General features: G+C 53.4%; 14 protein-coding genes. 1 reads left to right on the top strand and 13 read right to left on the bottom strand.

What is annotated here, in order from left to right:
* Window positions 1–40 precede the first annotated feature (40 nt).
* The 6 genes from EG028_RS25710 to ggt form a co-directional block, all read right to left on the bottom strand.
* Window positions 41–2,245: an outer membrane beta-barrel protein gene (locus EG028_RS25710; protein ID WP_120519222.1), complete on the bottom strand. Its 2,205-nt coding sequence runs from the start codon at window positions 2,243–2,245 to the stop codon at window positions 41–43.
* A gap of 185 nt (window positions 2,246–2,430) precedes the next feature.
* Entirely contained in the window at window positions 2,431–3,288 is an 858-nt protein-coding gene (locus EG028_RS25705; RefSeq protein ID WP_120519221.1) for a TraB/GumN family protein, read from the bottom strand.
* Between the two features lie 10 nt (window positions 3,289–3,298).
* The gene (locus EG028_RS25700; protein ID WP_120519220.1) at window positions 3,299–4,357 is read right to left on the bottom strand and encodes an aminotransferase class I/II-fold pyridoxal phosphate-dependent enzyme; all 1,059 of its coding nucleotides are present in this window, start codon (window positions 4,355–4,357) and stop codon (window positions 3,299–3,301) included.
* 1 nt (window position 4,358) lies between these two features.
* On the bottom strand, window positions 4,359–4,775 hold the full coding sequence (locus tag EG028_RS25695; protein WP_120519219.1) for a hypothetical protein: 417 nt from the start codon (window positions 4,773–4,775) through the stop codon (window positions 4,359–4,361).
* Window positions 4,772–5,299: a DUF1572 family protein gene (locus EG028_RS25690; protein WP_120519218.1), complete on the bottom strand. Its 528-nt coding sequence runs from the start codon at window positions 5,297–5,299 to the stop codon at window positions 4,772–4,774. Before EG028_RS25690 ends, EG028_RS25695 begins: the two co-directional genes overlap by 4 nt.
* Before the next feature lie 31 nt (window positions 5,300–5,330).
* Entirely contained in the window at window positions 5,331–7,031 is a 1,701-nt protein-coding gene (gene ggt / locus EG028_RS25685) for a gamma-glutamyltransferase (protein WP_241559222.1), read from the bottom strand.
* A gap of 100 nt (window positions 7,032–7,131) precedes the next feature.
* Here ggt and EG028_RS25680 point away from each other — a divergent pair, with 100 nt between their 5' ends.
* The gene (locus EG028_RS25680; protein WP_120519217.1) at window positions 7,132–9,624 is read left to right on the top strand and encodes a M14 family metallopeptidase; all 2,493 of its coding nucleotides are present in this window, start codon (window positions 7,132–7,134) and stop codon (window positions 9,622–9,624) included.
* Window positions 9,625–9,783: 159 nt separating this feature from the next.
* Here EG028_RS25680 and EG028_RS25675 read toward each other — a convergent pair whose 3' ends face one another.
* From EG028_RS25675 to EG028_RS25645, 7 genes are all read right to left on the bottom strand, one after another.
* Window positions 9,784–10,386 (bottom strand): thioredoxin family protein, encoded by a 603-nt coding sequence (locus EG028_RS25675; protein WP_120519216.1) that lies wholly within the window; start codon window positions 10,384–10,386, stop codon window positions 9,784–9,786.
* A 114-nt stretch (window positions 10,387–10,500) separates the two neighbouring features.
* The gene (locus EG028_RS25670) at window positions 10,501–11,469 is read right to left on the bottom strand and encodes a YihY/virulence factor BrkB family protein (RefSeq protein ID WP_120519215.1); all 969 of its coding nucleotides are present in this window, start codon (window positions 11,467–11,469) and stop codon (window positions 10,501–10,503) included.
* A gap of 42 nt (window positions 11,470–11,511) precedes the next feature.
* The gene (gene mltG / locus EG028_RS25665) at window positions 11,512–12,561 is read right to left on the bottom strand and encodes an endolytic transglycosylase MltG (RefSeq protein WP_120519214.1); all 1,050 of its coding nucleotides are present in this window, start codon (window positions 12,559–12,561) and stop codon (window positions 11,512–11,514) included.
* 78 nt (window positions 12,562–12,639) lie between these two features.
* Complete coding sequence (gene secG / locus EG028_RS25660; RefSeq protein WP_120519213.1) at window positions 12,640–13,020, bottom strand: preprotein translocase subunit SecG; 381 nt, start codon at window positions 13,018–13,020, stop codon at window positions 12,640–12,642.
* Between the two features lie 8 nt (window positions 13,021–13,028).
* Entirely contained in the window at window positions 13,029–15,029 is a 2,001-nt protein-coding gene (locus EG028_RS25655; RefSeq protein WP_120519212.1) for a hypothetical protein, read from the bottom strand.
* A 44-nt stretch (window positions 15,030–15,073) separates the two neighbouring features.
* Window positions 15,074–15,589 (bottom strand): LptE family protein, encoded by a 516-nt coding sequence (locus tag EG028_RS25650; RefSeq protein WP_162946638.1) that lies wholly within the window; start codon window positions 15,587–15,589, stop codon window positions 15,074–15,076.
* 7 nt (window positions 15,590–15,596) lie between these two features.
* Entirely contained in the window at window positions 15,597–16,838 is a 1,242-nt protein-coding gene (locus EG028_RS25645) for a sigma-54 interaction domain-containing protein (protein ID WP_120519210.1), read from the bottom strand.
* Between the last annotated feature and the right edge of the window lie 8 nt (window positions 16,839–16,846).

Genomic DNA, 16,846 nt, shown 5'->3' with positions numbered 1-16,846 from the left:
GGAAGCTTCCCGGTGAGGGGAAGCTTCCCTGGATCTGCTGTTACAGCCCCTGTTGTGCGTTTGTTCTGCCCGCTTCGCTTTCGATGGCGTTCTTACGGGTTTTGGCCGCTTTCACAGTGCTGCTGCCGAACCTATAGTTAAAGGTCATGGTCACCACACGGGTGTCGTTATTCATTTTGGCCAGGTTGTGCACATTGGAATATTGCACTTCAAACCGCATCGGCTGGGTGTTGAATATATCCACGATGCCGGCTTTGAGGGAACCTTTGTTTTTCAGGATGCTTTTGGTCACCCCGAAATCCAGCCCGCCCGCGCTTTTCATGATGGCGTAACCTGCCATGAAGGGCCCGCGGAAATTACCGTTCAGCTCAGCTGTAAATCCTTTAGGCAGGGTAAAAGTGTTTTGCATATTCACCATGGCCGTCACGCTGCTCTTTTGGTAGGCAATGCCGTCCATGTTCGTACTGATGTCCAGCCAGAGACCGGTCACGGTCCAGGTGGTGCGGATCTTGGGGGTGATGGGTTTTACCCATACCACGTTCGCATATGCCACGTTGAAGTTCGTCTGGTTGTCGAAGCTGGTTACCTGCACCTTGGTATCCGGATCTACCCTGAAGATCATGCTCAGGTTGTCTTTCACACGGTTGAAGCCGAGGGTGGTGAACAGGGTGTAGTTATGGCTCCAGGTACCCTGGATGGTCTGCATCAGCACGGGTTTGATGTTCGGGTTGCCCTGGCGGTAGCTGTACGCGTTCTGGTAGGTCACGAAGGGGTTCACGATATCGAAACCGAAACGGGTGATGCTCCTGCGGTAGCTGAAGTTGAACTGGTCTTTGGCGCTCTTCATATAGCTCACGCTGGCGCTGGGGAAAAACTGTACATAGTCGCGTTCAAAGTGCTGATTGATGGTCAGGCTGTTGCCGGTGGCGTGGGTATGCTCCGCGCGGACCATTGCCTGGATCGTGTACTTTTTGATGGTTTTGGTCAGGCCGACATATCCTGCGTTGATGTTTTCCTTGTAAATGAAGTGGTTTGTTTTGCCCGCATCATTTTCCCATTTGTTATTGACCTGGTTCTCCCAGCGGGTATCGTTGTCCGTTTCGGTGAAGGTGGTTTTGACACCAGCTTCCAGCTTGGCGAATTTCAGCTGCTGGGTGTAGTCTGCGCTGAAAGAATACAGGTTGATGGCGGATTCTGTGTTGTTGCGGATGTAGGTGGGGTCGCCGGTGGGCACTTCTTTCATGGTGAAGTAGTGGCCGTTGAAATCGTCGTTCCAGTCTTTCCGGTGGTTGAAATAATCGGCGTTGATGCTCAGTTCGTTTTTATGTTTTTCGCTGCCGGTCTTAAAATATACGTTGAAGCTCGGGTTCACCAGGGTCTGGCGGCCGGTGGCCGTCTGGCGGAAGAGCGAATCGGGCAGGGAGGTCTGGTTATCGTTGTCGCGGTGGCGGTTGTTGAACATGCCTTTTGCAAGGAAGCCGGCGCTGGTGGTCTTGGAGATGTCGAAATCCGCGCCTGCTTTTACGCTGTGGCTGTTGCGTTCTTCGCGGTTGTAGTCGCTGTCTTCCAGCTTATAGTTACCGGGGAAAAAGCGGTCGGAAGTGATATGGGTGAACTGTTTGGCGTACACATAATCATAACCGCCGTACAGCGTTACTTTTTTGGTGCGGTGGTTCAGCGTGAAGCCGTCGCTGCTGCGGGCGTACCGGCCAAAGCCGCCGCTGAGGGTTACGGAACCGTTGGTACCCATGTCTTTGCTTCTCAGCATTTTGATATTGATGATGGCGCCGTCCGCCGCGTCATATTTTGCGGAGGGGTTGCTCATCAGCTCCAGCTTTTCGATGTTGGCGCCGGGCGTGCTGTTCAGCAGGTTCTTCAGGTCGTCCCCGCTGAGGCGGCTCGGGCGTCCGTCGATGTAAACGCTTACGCTCCTGCCGTTCAGCTGCAGGGTGTTGTTATTGTCGGCGGTTACACCGGGCGCTTTGGAAACGATCTCCCAGGCATTGGACCCTGCCGCCGTGGCGGATTTGGAAATGTTTACGGTCATGGTGCCACCCTGCATGGTGATCTGCGGGGCGGTGCTGGTTACGTTCACTTCTTTAAGCTGTTTAACAGAAGGGGCGGGGATCGAGTCCTTTTTGATGGCGGAAGGAGCAGGTACCGTGTCTTTTTTCTGCTGGGCCTGTGAGACGGCAGCGGTCATAAGCATTGTGGCGGAAAGGAAAGTGGTATAAAAAGTTCGCATATAGGTGATTTTGATGATGCAAACTTATCGCCGGGCCGGGGCGCCTGAAAATTTGATACACCAACTGGTCATTTTAAGGGATCAACCGGATTGGTCATACACGAACCAGCTTTTGGGAAGGACAAAAAAGGGATGTACAATGGGTACATCCCTTTCCGGGGTGCTTTTCGGACCGTTTTAAGGTTTTATTTCGTCACCGGCTCAACTTTATAGCCCTTTTTACGCAACAATTCCACCACTCCCTGGTCTCCGCCCAGGTGCATGGCCCCGCAGCCAAAAAGCACCGTTTCCTGCTGCATGGCTTTTTCCATCACCGGTATCCAGTTGCGGTTGCGGTCGTATACCAGTTTATCCTCGTACCCGGCAAACTCGGGTGATTCGCCGAGCAGGTTGTGCAGCCTGGTGATGTCCTGCTTTTTGTAAGCAGCCACCAGTTTGGAGTAGATGGCTTTCTGTTTGGGCAGGTCGTTAATATAATCCATGATCATACGGGCTTCCAGGGTATCCGGGAATGCGTCGAACACGTCTATCTGGTCGTCCAGGGCTTCGAGGCCGAGTATTTCTTTTTGCTGTTCTTTGGCCATGCTGACGAACTTGGTTTCGTATGCCATAGCGGTGGGGCAGTTCAGCATTTTGGGAAGTATCATGGAAAGGATCACGAGGGGCTTCATCTTTTTGAATGCATTCACGTCCATGCCCATGCTGTCCTTCATATATTTTGTGAGTTTGCGGTAATCCTGCGGGGTGAAGGCTTTTTCCAGCGAATACTGCTCGTCCTTTTCCTGGAGGCGGCCCAGCATGGTAGCCATCATGGCGGGATCGTCCATGTCTATTTCCAGGTAAACGGATTTGGACTGGTCAAATGCTTTCTGAAGCGGGGCGGACAGGAAAAAATCATCCGGGCATATCAGGTGGATGGTACCATACACGTAGGAGGGCTGTTTCAGGCCTTTGCCGGATATCTTGTATAACAACGATTGCTGGGCGAAGGCGGGTAAAAGCAGGCAGAGGATGAGAAGCGTGGCAAAGGTTCTTTTGATCATATACGAGCGGTTATAATTGGGTGTAAAATTGAACGAGCTGTACCATCAGTATCTCAATGTCCGCCCGGGTATGCAGCGCGGAAAGCACCACGCGGTGGATCTTCGGCCCCTGCGGGTCCGGGTAGGCAAAGGATGATATGATGGTATCGCGTCCCAGCAGGTATTCGTTCACGTCCTCTTCACGGTCTTCCAGTACGAACACAGGCAGGGATGGCTGGTGGCTGATGGCGGCAATGCCCGCCGTCAGTCCTTCCATGGTGAGTATATTTTTTTGCAGGCGTTTGCGGGCGTTGGCAAAGGCGCTTTGCGCTTTCAGGAAGGCATGGGCGTATGCGGGTATCATGGTGGTGCTGGCGGTAAAAAGCGGCAGCTTGCGGATAGCCGCAATGTCTCCGGCATGCCCGGCCACCATGCCGCCTTCCAGGCTGTATGCCTTTGCCAGCGAGGCAGTGATGAGGTAACGGATGCCTTCATTTGCGGGCAACAACGAAATGATGCCTTCGCCTTCCGGGCCAAGTATCCCCAGCCCGTGACTATCATCTATCAGCACGAAGGTCTTGCGTTTTAATCCTTTCAGCGCGCTGAAATCGTTGATGGTAGCGGTGAGCGGGTTCACCGCATCGGCGATGATCACGTATTGGTGGTCTTCCCCGAGGTTCACCATATCCACCACGGTATCTATCCACGCGGCCCAGCTGCCCGCCGGTATCTGTGCGCCGGGGTAACGGATGGCGGGGTGCGCGCCGGGCGAATACAGGGCTTCGCCTTTACTGACGGCGTAAGTAACGGCCGCCTGCGCGGCCAGGTAACCGGAAGAAAAACAGGCGGCGCTCTGCTGGTGCAGCTGCGCGGCCAGCGCATGTTCCAGCTCTTCGTACAGCCGCAGCTGTAAGTTGCCGATGCGCGAAGAAGGATATACGCTGCCGTAACGCTCCAGCCCTTCGGCCAGCAGGTCGCGGAACGCATGGGACACGTGCATGCCCAGGTAGGCGAAACCGGAAAAGAAAAGACAGCTTCTGCCTTCGATCTGTGCCGTTCTGCCGGGTGTGCTGTCTGTGATGCTGAACATATTATTGTTTCCGGGTGCGTAAAATGAAATGATAGTCGCCGGACGCCACTTTCATATCGAAATTATTTTCATCCAGCTTTTCCACTTCCACCAGGTGTTCCGCATTGCGGGAGCCGTTGGAACTGGTGACGGAAATGATCTTTCCGTTGCTCAGCAGCGAGTATTTTCCGCTGTCCGGCACGCCGCCGATGGTGGCTATGAACAGCCCGTTGTCCAGGAACTGGTAATAGGCATCGGAATAGTAGCCGTCTTTCAGGTCCTTCGCCTGCGTGATCTGCACGTTGTTGTACGGGTCCGAGGAGGGCACGCCCACATCGTACACCTTCCATTTTTTGTGTTTGAGCAGTTCGTCTGTTTTGCCGCTGTTGCAGGCGGTAAACGCTGCTATCAGGCAGCAGGTATAGATCAGGTATTTCATTTGCCGGCGGCTTTTTGCGCGTTGAATTCACTGGTTTTCCCTTTGGGGATGGAAAGGCTGTGCCAGTCATCCGCTTTCATCACTTTGCCCAGGTACACGATCTGGCCTACATGGTAAGGATAATGGGAGAGCTGGCGGTTGAGGGCGTCTATCACGATCAGCGGCTCCGTCCTGATATGGATGGTTTTGCCCAGGTCCGCTTCGGTAAGACTGTCCAGCGTCTGCATCAGGCAATCCCAGCCTTTGTTCCATATCTCCATCATCTCTGTTTTGGTGCATTGGGGCTCATTGTCCACAAACTCCGCGTCGCGCTGGCGCCAGGGTTTTTCGCCGTCTGTGGTCAGGAAGTCTGTGAACCGGCTGAGCATATTGCCGCTCATATGTTTTACGATGATGTAGATGTTGTTCGGCTCCCCGGCGGGCTGCCAGTGGATCTGTTCGTCACTGAGCTGCGCAAATGTTTTCTCCGCGAGGTCCTTGTAGGAAAGGAGCCGTGTCTTCAGGCTGTCTAAATAAATGCTCATACCAATCTGTTTTTATATACCGAATGTACAATTATTCTCCCGCAGCGCTGTCATCGCCGCGGTTGTCCGCCACGGCTTCCAGTTTGTTCTTTCCCGTGATCTTTATCAGCTCCGTTCTGCCGATGGATTCGCGGGATGTGAATTTATAACCCATCCTTTCCAGCGAATATTTCACCGGATCGGGAAATCCTTTTTCGATATATACCACGTCCGGCAGCCACTGGTGGTGGAATTTCGGGGCGTTCACCGTCTGGTCCGCATCCAGGTTAAACACGAGGGCGTTCACCAGGGTCTGGAACAGGGAAGTGATGATGGTGGCGCCGCCGGGCGTGCCGGTTACGAGCAGCGGCTTTTTATCTTTTAACACGATGGTGGGCGTCATGGAGCTGAGCATACGTTTGCCGGGCGCGATGGCGTTAGCTTCGTTGCCTACCAGCCCATACATATTGGGTGCCCCGGGTTTTACGGAAAAGTCATCCATTTCATTATTAAGCAGGAAACCCGCGCCGCCTACCACTACATCGCAGCCGTAGCCGCCATTGAGCGTGGTGGTTACAGCCACGGCATTGCCGGCCGCATCCACTACGCTGAGGTGCGTGGTCTGGTCGCTTTCCCTGATCTGGCCCGCGGGCACACGGGCGCTGAGAGAAGCAAGCCCGGGCGTGAAGTCCGCCATGCGGCGGGCGAGATAATTTTTATCAATCAGTGTGTCCACCGGTACTTTTACAAAATGCGGGTCGCCGAGGAACTGCGCCCTGTCCGCATACGCCCTGCGTTCGGCTTCTATCATCAGCTGCACGCTTTTAGGATTGTGAAACCCCCAGTCTTCCATCGGCTGGTTCTCCACCATGCCGAGCATCTGCCGCAGGCCAATGCCGCCGCTGCTGGGGAGGGGCATGGTTATTACATCGTAGCCGCGGAACTTAAACTGCAAAGGCTGTAATATTTCAGCATGGTAGGCTTTCAGGTCTTCCGCGGAGATGATGCCTCCGCCGCGCCGCATTTCTTCCACGACCTTTTGGGCTGTTTCGCCTTCATAAAAACCGGCCGCGCCTTTTTCCGCGATCAGTTTCAGCGTGCGGGCCAGATCTTTCTGTACCAACGTATCGCCTTCTTTCCAGTCGGTATCTTTTACGAATGCTACGGGGCGGGTGTTGAGTTTCAGGAAAGAAGCCCTGGCGCGGTTGAGGCCGCGCGCTTCGGCGGCGGTGATGATATACCCCTGTTCCGCAAGACGGATGGCGGGGACCACCAGCCTGGCGAGTGGCAGTTTTGCGTAAGGCAGTGTAGCGATCAGCCCGGCTACGGTGCCGGGTACACCGGCGGCGAGATGGCCTTCCAGGCTTTTGCTTACGATGGGCTGGCCCGAACTGTCCAGGTACATATCGCGATGGGCTTTGCCGGGCGCCTTTTCGCGGTAGTTGATGGCGATCTTTTTGCCGTTGGGCAGGGTGGCTACGAGGAAGCCGCCGCCGCCCAGGTTGCCCGCTTCAGGGTACACTACGGCCAGCGCCAGCTGTGTGGCGATAGCTGCGTCAAATGCGTTCCCGCCTGCTTTCATTACTTCCGCGCCCGCTTTGCTGGCGAGCGGATGAGCGGATACCACGGCATATTTACCGGCTTCAAGGCGTTTCGTAATGGTATAACGCTCCGGGCCGGTTTGTTGTGCTGTAGCGCCGAAAGAAAGGATCGTCAAAAGAAAAATAAGGGAACGCATCATCGTTGGCATCATTTGAAGCTAAATTAATATTATTTCCCGGCGAATCCAGCGTATATCAGCAGGTAACAGCGGGCTGCATTTTTTCCCTATCTTAGGGGGATACAACCAAACTATGAGGTATATTTTTTTATTCCTGGCGATTTTAGCCGCTATTCCAACATCACAAGCCCAGCCTTCCCCGCAGACGTTCCTCCAATACCAGCCGGGCGCCCGGTTCACGCCGCACTTCAAAGTAATGGAGTATTTCCGGCAGGTGGCGGAGGCCTCTAAAAATGTGAAGCTGGAGACTTATGGCGAAACCTACGAAGGCCGCCCGCTGGTGATGGCTATCCTCTCCAGCCCGGAGAACATGGCCCGCCTGGAAGATATCCGCAAACATAACCTTGGCCTCGTATCCGGGAGCGCACAAGGCGCCCAGCCGGTGATCATCTGGCTCAGCTACAATGTACACGGAAACGAAGCCGTAAGCACGGAAGCCGCTATGAAAACGCTGTATACCTTACTCACCGAACGGCAGGAACTGCTGAAGAACGCCGTCGTGATCATAGACCCCTGCCTCAATCCTGACGGGCGGGAACGGTATGTCAACTTTTACAATTCCATCCATAGCAAACAGCCTGATGCCACGCCTTACGCAAGGGAACATTACGAACCCTGGCCCGGCGGGCGCAGCAACCATTATTATTTCGACCTGAACCGCGACTGGGCATGGCAAACGCAGACCGAATCGCGCCAGCGCGTATTACAATACAACCGCTGGATGCCGCAGGTGCATGTGGACTTTCACGAACAGGGCGTGGACGCGCCGTATTATTTTGCACCCGCCGCCGAGCCGCTGCACGATGCCATCACCGAATGGCAGCGCGCTTTCCAGGTGCAGATCGGGAAACACAACGCCACTTATTTTGATGCAAAAGGATGGTTGTATTTCACCCGCGAGCAGTTCGACCTGTTTTACCCGAGCTATGGCGATACCTATCCCACTTACAACGGCTCCATCGGCATGACCTACGAGCAGGGTGGCGGCGGCCGCGCGGGCCTTGCCATCACCACCCGCCAGGGCGATACGCTTACGCTGAAAGACAGGGTGGAACATCATTTTATCACCGGTATGGCCACCCTGGAAGTATCCGCCGCGAATGCGGACAAGCTGGTAAAAGAATTCACGGGTTATTTCGCGGATGCGCGCAGCAAACCTTCCGGTGATTATAAAACCTATGTGGTAAAAGGAGCCGGGAACGCGGAAAAACTGCTCAGCCTCTCCGAAACACTGCGCCGCAACGATATCGTGACGGGGTTTGCCACCGGAAGCAGCGCGGGTACAGGATTTAATTATTTTACCGGTAAAACGGAAAAGTTCAATATTGAAAAGGGAGACCTGGTGGTGAGCGCTTACCAGCCGCGTTCCAATCTCGTAAGAGTATTGTTTGAGCCGGTAGCCCGCCTCACGGACTCCGTGACATATGATATAACCGCATGGGCGTTGCCTTATGCCTATGGGCTGCCTGCCTATGCCGTGACCGCTAAAATTGACCCGCCGGTAAGCGCGGAGCCTGAAAAGACCGTTGTCGTGCCCGCGGAGGGTAATACCTACGCATATCTCGCTCCCTGGAACAGTACCAAGGACCTGAAGTTCCTCGCCGCATTGCTGAACAGGAATATCAAAGTGCGGTATTCCGAAGCGCCTTTTACGATAGGGGAAAAAACATATCCCGCCGGTACGCTCATTATGACCAAAGCCGGCAATCCTTCGCTGGACGCGGTGCCCGCGATCGCCGCTAAAATGGAAGTGTCGCTGGTGAAAGTGCCTACGGGTTTTGTAGATAAAGGAGCGGACTTCGGCTCTGATAAGATCAGGTTCATACGCAAGCCAAAAGTAGCCGTGGTGGCCGGAGACGGCGTATCCTCGCTGAGTATGGGAGAGATATGGCATTTTTTTGAGCAGCAGATAGATTACCCGCTTACCGTTATTCCATCTTCATCGTTGGCCAGCGCCAGCTGGCGCGACCTGGATGTGCTCATCCTCCCGGATGGTAATTATTCCGCGCTGGCGGACAAACAAACCGCCGAACGCCTGAAAGACTGGGTGAAAGCAGGCGGCCGGCTCATTGCGCTGGAAGATGCCGTAGGGCAGCTGGCGCAGGGCGAGTGGGGCTTCAGCCTGAAAAAAGAAGAAGAAGAAAACAAAGACAAAAAAGAAGAGGAGAAAAAAGACCCTTACCTCCCGCTGAAACCTTACGAAAACCGCGAGCGGGAAAGCGTTTCACAATTCATCCCCGGCGCTATTTACAAAGTGCACCTGGATAAAACGCATCCGCTGGCATTCGGGTATCCTGAATATTATTACACGCTCAAACAAAGCGATAAACTCGTGCAGTTCATCGAGTCCGACGGATGGAATGTGGGCGTGCTGAAACAAAATGATTATCTCACGGGTTTTGTAGGCGCGCAAACCAAACTCCGGCTGAACAATGGCATGCTGTTCGGTGTAAAGGAAATGGGGCAGGGGGAAGTGGTGCTGCTTACGGACAACCCGCTGTTCAGGAGTTTCTGGGAAAACGGGAAACTGATGTTCGGGAATGCGGTGTTTATGGTAGGGCAATAACAGGAGAATATAAAAGAAACAGGAGAATATAAAAGAAAAGCCCGGCGGAATGTATTTCCCGCCGGGCTTTTTTTACTTCCCGCATTTCCGACAGCGGCAGCGGGCAAAAAGAACCCCATGGGAATTGCTCCCACGGGGTTTCTTCATTATGAGCTGATCTTACATTTTACGTTTGATGCCGCAGCCTACAGAAGCGGTAGTGGTCACCGGCACTGCTTTGCCGCTTACCATGGCGCCGATGGCATTGTGCAGGTATTTGGTCTGCACGCCTTCCGCGCTGCCGGGATTGTCGTCTATCGCGCCTTTGTACACGAGTGTAGCGTCTTTGTTGAAAAGATAACATTCGGGCGTGCGGTCTGCCGCAAAGGCGTCCGCAATCTGGTTGTCCTTGTCTACGACATAGGGCCAGCTATAATGTTGCCCTTTACCATAACTCTGCATGGCTTCGTAGGAATCACCGCCGGTACGTTCCGCTTCGTTGGAATTTACGAGTATCACACCGATGTTGTTTTTTAATGCAAACTGGCAGATCTCGCGGGTGCGGTCCTGGTTACGTTTTACGTAAGGGCAGGTGTTGCAGCTGAACATGACCAGCAGGCCATTGCTTTTTTTAACATCATTTAATGAGAACTCCCTGCCGGAGATGTCTTTCATTTTGATATCTGCCTTCGGCAGCTTCGCCCCGATGGCAAGCCCATCGGGAAAACGGAATGCCACAAGCGAACACACTGCAAGAAGCAGTATAAGAATTTGCTTTTTCATAGGCTCCCTCATTTGGTTCAACATGAAATTAAGGCATTTCGCAGGGAATAAAAAGCCATCCATCCTAATTTAGAAAATCTTCAGCGGGGAATTGATATGATATTAACAGGCAGGTCATGAAAGCCCTTGTAATTCAGGCGCTTCCTTCAGTTCGCGCTCTGCGGCAATTTCGCGCAGCGTACTGATGCTGGTGTTCAATTCGAAGCCGATCAGCAGTATAAATGAGTTAAAATACACTACAAGCATCAATACGAGGATGGTACCGATGGAGCCGTAGATCTGGTTGTATTGCGCAAAATTCGTCACCCACACGGAAAACCCCAGCGTTACCACGATCATGGAAATGGTGGCGAAGGTGGAACCCGCGGAAATAAATTTCCATTTCTTTTTGGTGGCGGGGCCCCAGCGGTAGATCACGGAAATGATGGAGAAAAACAGCAGCACAATGAGCAGCCAGCGTACAAGGCCGATAGAAAATTGTGAAATGGTCTCCGCTATGCCGATTTTTTCCAGCACCATTTTTAATACAGTGCCCTGCATGATGATGAGCGTAACCGTTACCAGCAAAAGCAATACGAGGAACACGGTGAGCATCAGTGCGGTAAGCCTCGTCTGCCACCAGGTGCGCTGTTTGAACCCGGGCAGCAGTTTGTCGAAAGAGTGCAGCATACCCATCACGCCGTTCGAGGAATAATAGAAACTGAGCACAAACGACAGGGAAAGCAGGGTATTCCGTTGTGTATAGAGGAAGTCGTGGATCATGTCCCGCACAATGATATAGCTGTTATAATTGGGCGTGAGGCTTTCCGCAAGGTCGTACAAAGTGGGCTCCACATTCTGGAGGGGAATGAAGGGTACGAGGGTGAACAGGAAGATAAAAAACGGCGGGATGGCGAGCAGGAAGTTGAAAGAAATGGCCGCGGCCCGTTCGGTCAGGCTTTCTTTGGCTGTTTCTTTCAGGAAAAAAACAATCACATCGTACAGGGGTGCACGGTCAAACCCCGGCAGCACCAGGGATTTGCTTTTATGGATCACCCAACGTACAGGTTTGGAACTGAGAATGATTTTTTCTACATCGATCATCCGGGGATTTTGTTGGACCGGTGTAAAAGTACGAAGAAAGGGTTATTTAATCCCTCTTGCATTCAATTCCTTCTGGTACGTGCGCGCGTTCTCCAGGTGTTCCTTAAAAGTGGCCGCAAAGGCGTGATACCCGCTGCCGTCGGCCTTTGCGCAGAAGTAGAGGTATTCCGTGTCCGCCGGTTCCAGCACTGCTTCGATGGATTTTACCGAGGGCGTGCAGATAGGGCCGGGAGGGAGGCCGGCATAACGGTAAGTGTTATACGGAGAATCGAATTCGAGATAAGAGCCCCAGATGCGTTTCAGCGCGAAGTTTTTCAGCGCGTATTTTACGGTAGGGTCCGCGCCGAGTTTCATGCCTTTTTTGAGCCTGTTCAGGTATACGCTGGCGATGCTGGGTTTTTCGTCATGACGGTTGGTTTCTTCTTCCACGATAGAAGCGAGGGTGATCACTTCCGTGGGGCTGAGACCGAGTGCGGAGGCTTTGGCCTTGCGTTCGTCCGTCCAGAAACGGGCATAACTTTCTTCCAGTTTTTCAAATACTTTGCCGGCTGTCGTATTCCAGTAGAACTCGTAGGTGTTGGGCATTACGGCGCACATCACGGTCTGTGTGTCCAGGCCAAACTGGCGGAGATACACGCCGTCGTCCATAATAGCACGGAAGGCGGTGGAGTCCGCTTCCAGCTGGGTGGACACGAGGCGTACCAGGTCTTCTTTCAGCCGCAGTTTATTGATCACCAGTTTTACGGGAGATTGCCTGCCGGAGCGCAATATCCGCACAATTTCGAGGTTGCCCATGCCTTTTTTGATCTCGTAACGGCCGGCTTTCACACGGTTCGGGTAATCCAGCTGGCGGGCTACGATATTGAAGGTAGCGGGGGAGGTGACGATCTCCTGGTCTTTCAGGCCCTGGAGCACGTCCTCATATTTGCTGCCGGTAGGAATGTAGAAATACTTTTTATCGCCAAAGGAACGGGTATTAGGGCCCATCAGGAGGTAACCTCCCAGTACGAGGGCGCCCGCCAGCAGGCAGGCTGCAATAACGGCAATACGGCGTACCCAGGGGGAGTTATTTTTTTTGGTCTTTTGTCTCATGGAAAGAAGGCGGTAATTCAATAAAAAACCCCGCTTTTAACGGCGAGGTCCTTTCAAATATTATATTGGCAAATAATATTAATGTTTGCCCGTGTCTGCCGGGTTGGCAACGGGAGGTGTAACTGGCTGGTTGGTAGCGGGAGGAAGCTGCTGTGTACTGCCAGGTGTAGCTGCGGGCGCGCCTGCTGATTGTTCGATGGCGCTGCCGCCTTTTGCGGGGCCTGCGGGGCCGCCTTTGCCAACGAACATGGCCGAGGTGAGGCAAAGAACAGCAATAACCGCTGCCAGTATCCAGGTGCCTTTTTCCAGTACGTCCGTGGTTTGACGAACACCCATCACCTGGTTGCCGAAACCGCCGAAGGAGCCGGAAAGACCGCCGCCTTTAGGGTTCTGTACCAGCACAAAGAAGCCCAGTAAAATACAGGCTACTACGATCAATATTCCAAAGAAAATCAACATATTAGTTGCTATTTATTATTGTCTGTAAGTTGTTTAAGTTCATTAATCCGTTGCGCAAAATAAGCGTTTTTACCGGGATTAAGCAAACTTAATTTTTGGTAAATAGTTATCGCTTTTTCAGGCTGGTGCTGGCGTACCCAGATCTCGGCCAGGGTTTCGGACACGATGTCGTCGTTGAGCGTGATGGATTGCATGGCCATCTTTTCCACTCTTTCGGTCACTTCCGGATCATCGTCTTCGTATAGTTTGTGCATTTGCTGGTGATACCAGTCCTTGGCGGCTTTACCTGAAAAATTGTCTTTCAGTTCGCGGAGCCAGTCTGTAAAACTTCTCATCTCAGCGGAGGCTTTCTCAGTCATCTTTTCTGCAGTAACAGGGTCTTTCAGCTTTTTATAGGCAAAATAATCTTCCGTGTACAAGGGCTGGAAGGTGAGCACCGTTTCCTCCGTGGGGGTATCCATCGGGAAAATGCGGATTGGGGCTTCTTCTTCAGCAGTGGTGGTTTCCGCGGCAACGGCGTCCGTCACAGGGGCTTCCGCTGCTGCTGTTGTTTCTTCAGTAGCCGGTATCTCCATTTCGTCCGCGAAGGCGGCTTCCGGCAGGGCTGCTTCTTCCACATCCTCATCGGTGGCTACTTCCACCAGCGGCATTTCCGGATCTGCTTTGGGTAAGGCCAGGCCGGGGCCTTCCGGCTCGGTCTCAGACGGCACTACAATTTCCTCTTCCTCTATTTCGGGTGCGTATTGCAAAGGTTCTTCCGGTTGCGGCGCCTCATGATCTATATCGGCCTTTGGCAGGGCCAGGCCCGGGCCTTCCGGCTCGGTTTCTGACGGCACCACAATTTCTTCTTCCTCTATTTCGGGTTCGTATTGCACCGGTTCTTCGGGCTTCAGCGCATCGTAGTCTATAGCTACGATCTCATCTTCCGTGGAAGTACGGGCTGCTTCGGCCTCGGCGGCTTCGTAGTCTACCGCCACGATCTCGTCTTCCGTGGAAGTACGGGCTATTTCAGCCTCCACGGCTTCATAGTCAACGGCCACTATTTCATCTTCAATGGAAGTACGGGCTATTTCCGCTTCGGCGGCTTCGTAATCTACCGCTATCACTTCATCCCGCTCTACGACTTCTGGTGTTGCCACAAAGGTTTCAGAACCTGCGGCTGTCACTTCATCCTGTTTCGCTGTTTCGGGGGCAGTAGCCTCGGCGGCTTGCTGTGCTTCAGCCTCGGCGGTTGCTTTAGCCCGCGCGGCTGCGAGGTCTTCGGCTTCCAGTTCATCCAGGATGGCCTGGTCTTCCGCGCTGATCTCGTCTTCCAGGGCTATTTCTTCGTCCGGGCTGAGCGGGGAGAGGACATGGACGGGTATTTCTTCCGCCACAACGGTTTCCATCAGCGCATCAGGATCAGGGGAAGCGTCCGCTGTCAGGCTGGCCTCGGCTTCCGCTTCCAGTTTAGCAACAATATCATTATCTGCCGCTGCCTGCGCAGTGGGTATTTCGGATTCCATTGCTGCTACGGGTTCTTCAACAGGTGTTTCTTCCGTAATTATTTCAGCTACCGGCTCTGCCTTTATCTCTTCCCCGATTTCTTCCATTACCGGTACTTCCGCCACGGGTATCATCTCTTCCACAATTATTTCCGCCTCAGCTATCTTTTCCTCCGCTAAAGGAGTCTCCTCCGCAATGATTTCCGCCAGGGGGGCTTCCTCCCATGTTTCTTCCACCACCGGCGCTTTCACTGTACTCTCCGGAACCTCTTCCATGGGCGCAAGGGGCTGATCGGCCGCCATTGTAAGCTGGTAAAGGTATTGAGGAGAGCTTGTGTATAACTGCGCTTTCTTAAAAACAGGCGTATTATAATCCGGAATGTAGGAGAATTGTTTCTGTGCCAGTAAGACCCTGGCCGCCGCAAAGTAGGGGTACGTCTCCACCAGCCGCTCCAGGCTGGCCTGGTCAACGTTCCGGAGGTCCGGTTGGCTAAAAATATGGTGAACGATCCTGTTAGCGGTCATGGGTGCTAAAATATGAAAATAATACTTAAATCAAATAAACCGCCCTACCAGTTGGCGAACGCCCGGTTGAACACATCGTCCACCAGGTTCGGAACGATCTCGGCCAACAGGCGGCTTTCCGCCGAGTTGAGCGACTGCGAGGCGTTGAAGTCCGCGGAACGGGAGAATGACTGGTTGGCAAACCCCTTTTTATCTCCCACCCGGTTGATAAAAGTAATGTTCAGCGTAATGGTCAGACGCGCCGTGGCCGGTTTGTCGATGTCCGTCACCGCGGCATTGGATACGGAATATCCCGTCACCGTGCCTTTGAACTCATAATCGGCGTTCTGCTCATTGGTTTGTGTAAGACGCGTTTGCGCAAGTATCTTCTGGCGGAGTTTTTCCGTGATCTGCTGGCTCAGCTGCGGATTGTTCTGCGGGGCGCGGTTTTCGATAAACCTCACCAGTACCGTTTTCGCATCCGGGTGTATACTCGCCCCGGCGGCGGAATATTTGATGGAACAGGCGCCCAGTACGGTCCACAGGCCAAGGCAGGCAATAAGATAGCAGTATTTTGACATAGGGTAATTACTCATTGATGTTGTATTCCTTCAGTTTCCTGTACAAAGTCCGTTCCGAAATCCCCAGATCCAGCGCGGCGTCTTTTCTTTTCCCCTTGTGTTTTTTCAGGGCCTTTTCGATCAGCTCTTTTTCTTTGTCCGCGATAGACAGCGTTTCCTCCACTTCTTCGTGATGGTCTATCTTATTACTGTCCTGGATAATGTAAGGCTGCGCCGGCGAAGCGATAATGGCCTGCGAGGCAGGTGTTTCCGCAGGCTGGAAATTATGCATGGGAGCGGCTTCCTGGAACGCGGCGGCATGTGCCATGTTCGGGTTCTGCAGGATGTCGAAGAACATTTTTTTGAGCTCTGTTACATCTTTCTTCATGTCGAAGAACAGCTTGTAGAGGATGTCCCGTTCGCTGGAGAAGTCCCCTCCGCCGTTGTGAGAGCCTGGTACGATGGCGGGCAGACGGTTCATGGCGGGCTGATCCGGCAGGAATTTGCGCAGGTCCGCAGCGTGTACCAGCTTTTCTGGCGCCAGTACGGAAATCTGTTCCGCGATGTTTTTCAGCTCGCGCACGTTGCCGGGCCAGGGATAATTGACCAGCAGTTCACGCGCCTCGTCATCCAGCTGGATGGAGGTGGTTTTGTAGCGTTCGGCAAAGTCCACGCAGAACTTGCGGAACAGCATGGGAATATCTTCTTTCCTGTCCCGGAGGGAGGGTACGCGGATGGGTACGGTATTGAGGCGGTAATACAGGTCTTCCCTGAATTTGCCCTGCTCGGTACGTTCCAGCAGGTCCCGGTTTGTAGCGGCTATTACGCGCACGTCTGTTTTTTGCACTTTGGAGGAACCTACGCGGATATATTCGCCGGTCTCCAGCACGCGCAGCAGGCGGGCCTGTGTACCGAGGGGCATTTCCCCGATCTCATCCAGAAAGATGGTGCCGCCGTTCACGGTTTCGAAATAACCTTTACGGTTGTCCACCGCGCCGGTAAAGGAACCTTTTTCGTGGCCGAACAGTTCGGAGTCGATAGTGCCTTCCGGGATAGCGCCGCAGTTCACGGCGATGAAGGGATTATGTTTGCGGGCGCTGAGCGCATGTATGATCTGTGAAAATACTTCTTTACCCACACCGCTTTCGCCGGATATCAGCACCGTCAGATCGGTGTTAGACACCTGGGCGGCCACCTGCAATGCGTAATTGAGCGCCTGCGAGTTGCCGATGATGGCGAAGCGGTTTTTGATGCTTTGAATATTGTCCATTTCCTGAG

The organism is Chitinophaga barathri, assembly GCF_003807585.1.
Taxonomy (GTDB): domain Bacteria; phylum Bacteroidota; class Bacteroidia; order Chitinophagales; family Chitinophagaceae; genus Chitinophaga; species Chitinophaga barathri.
This window is presented reverse-complemented; position numbering and strand designations above follow the sequence as displayed.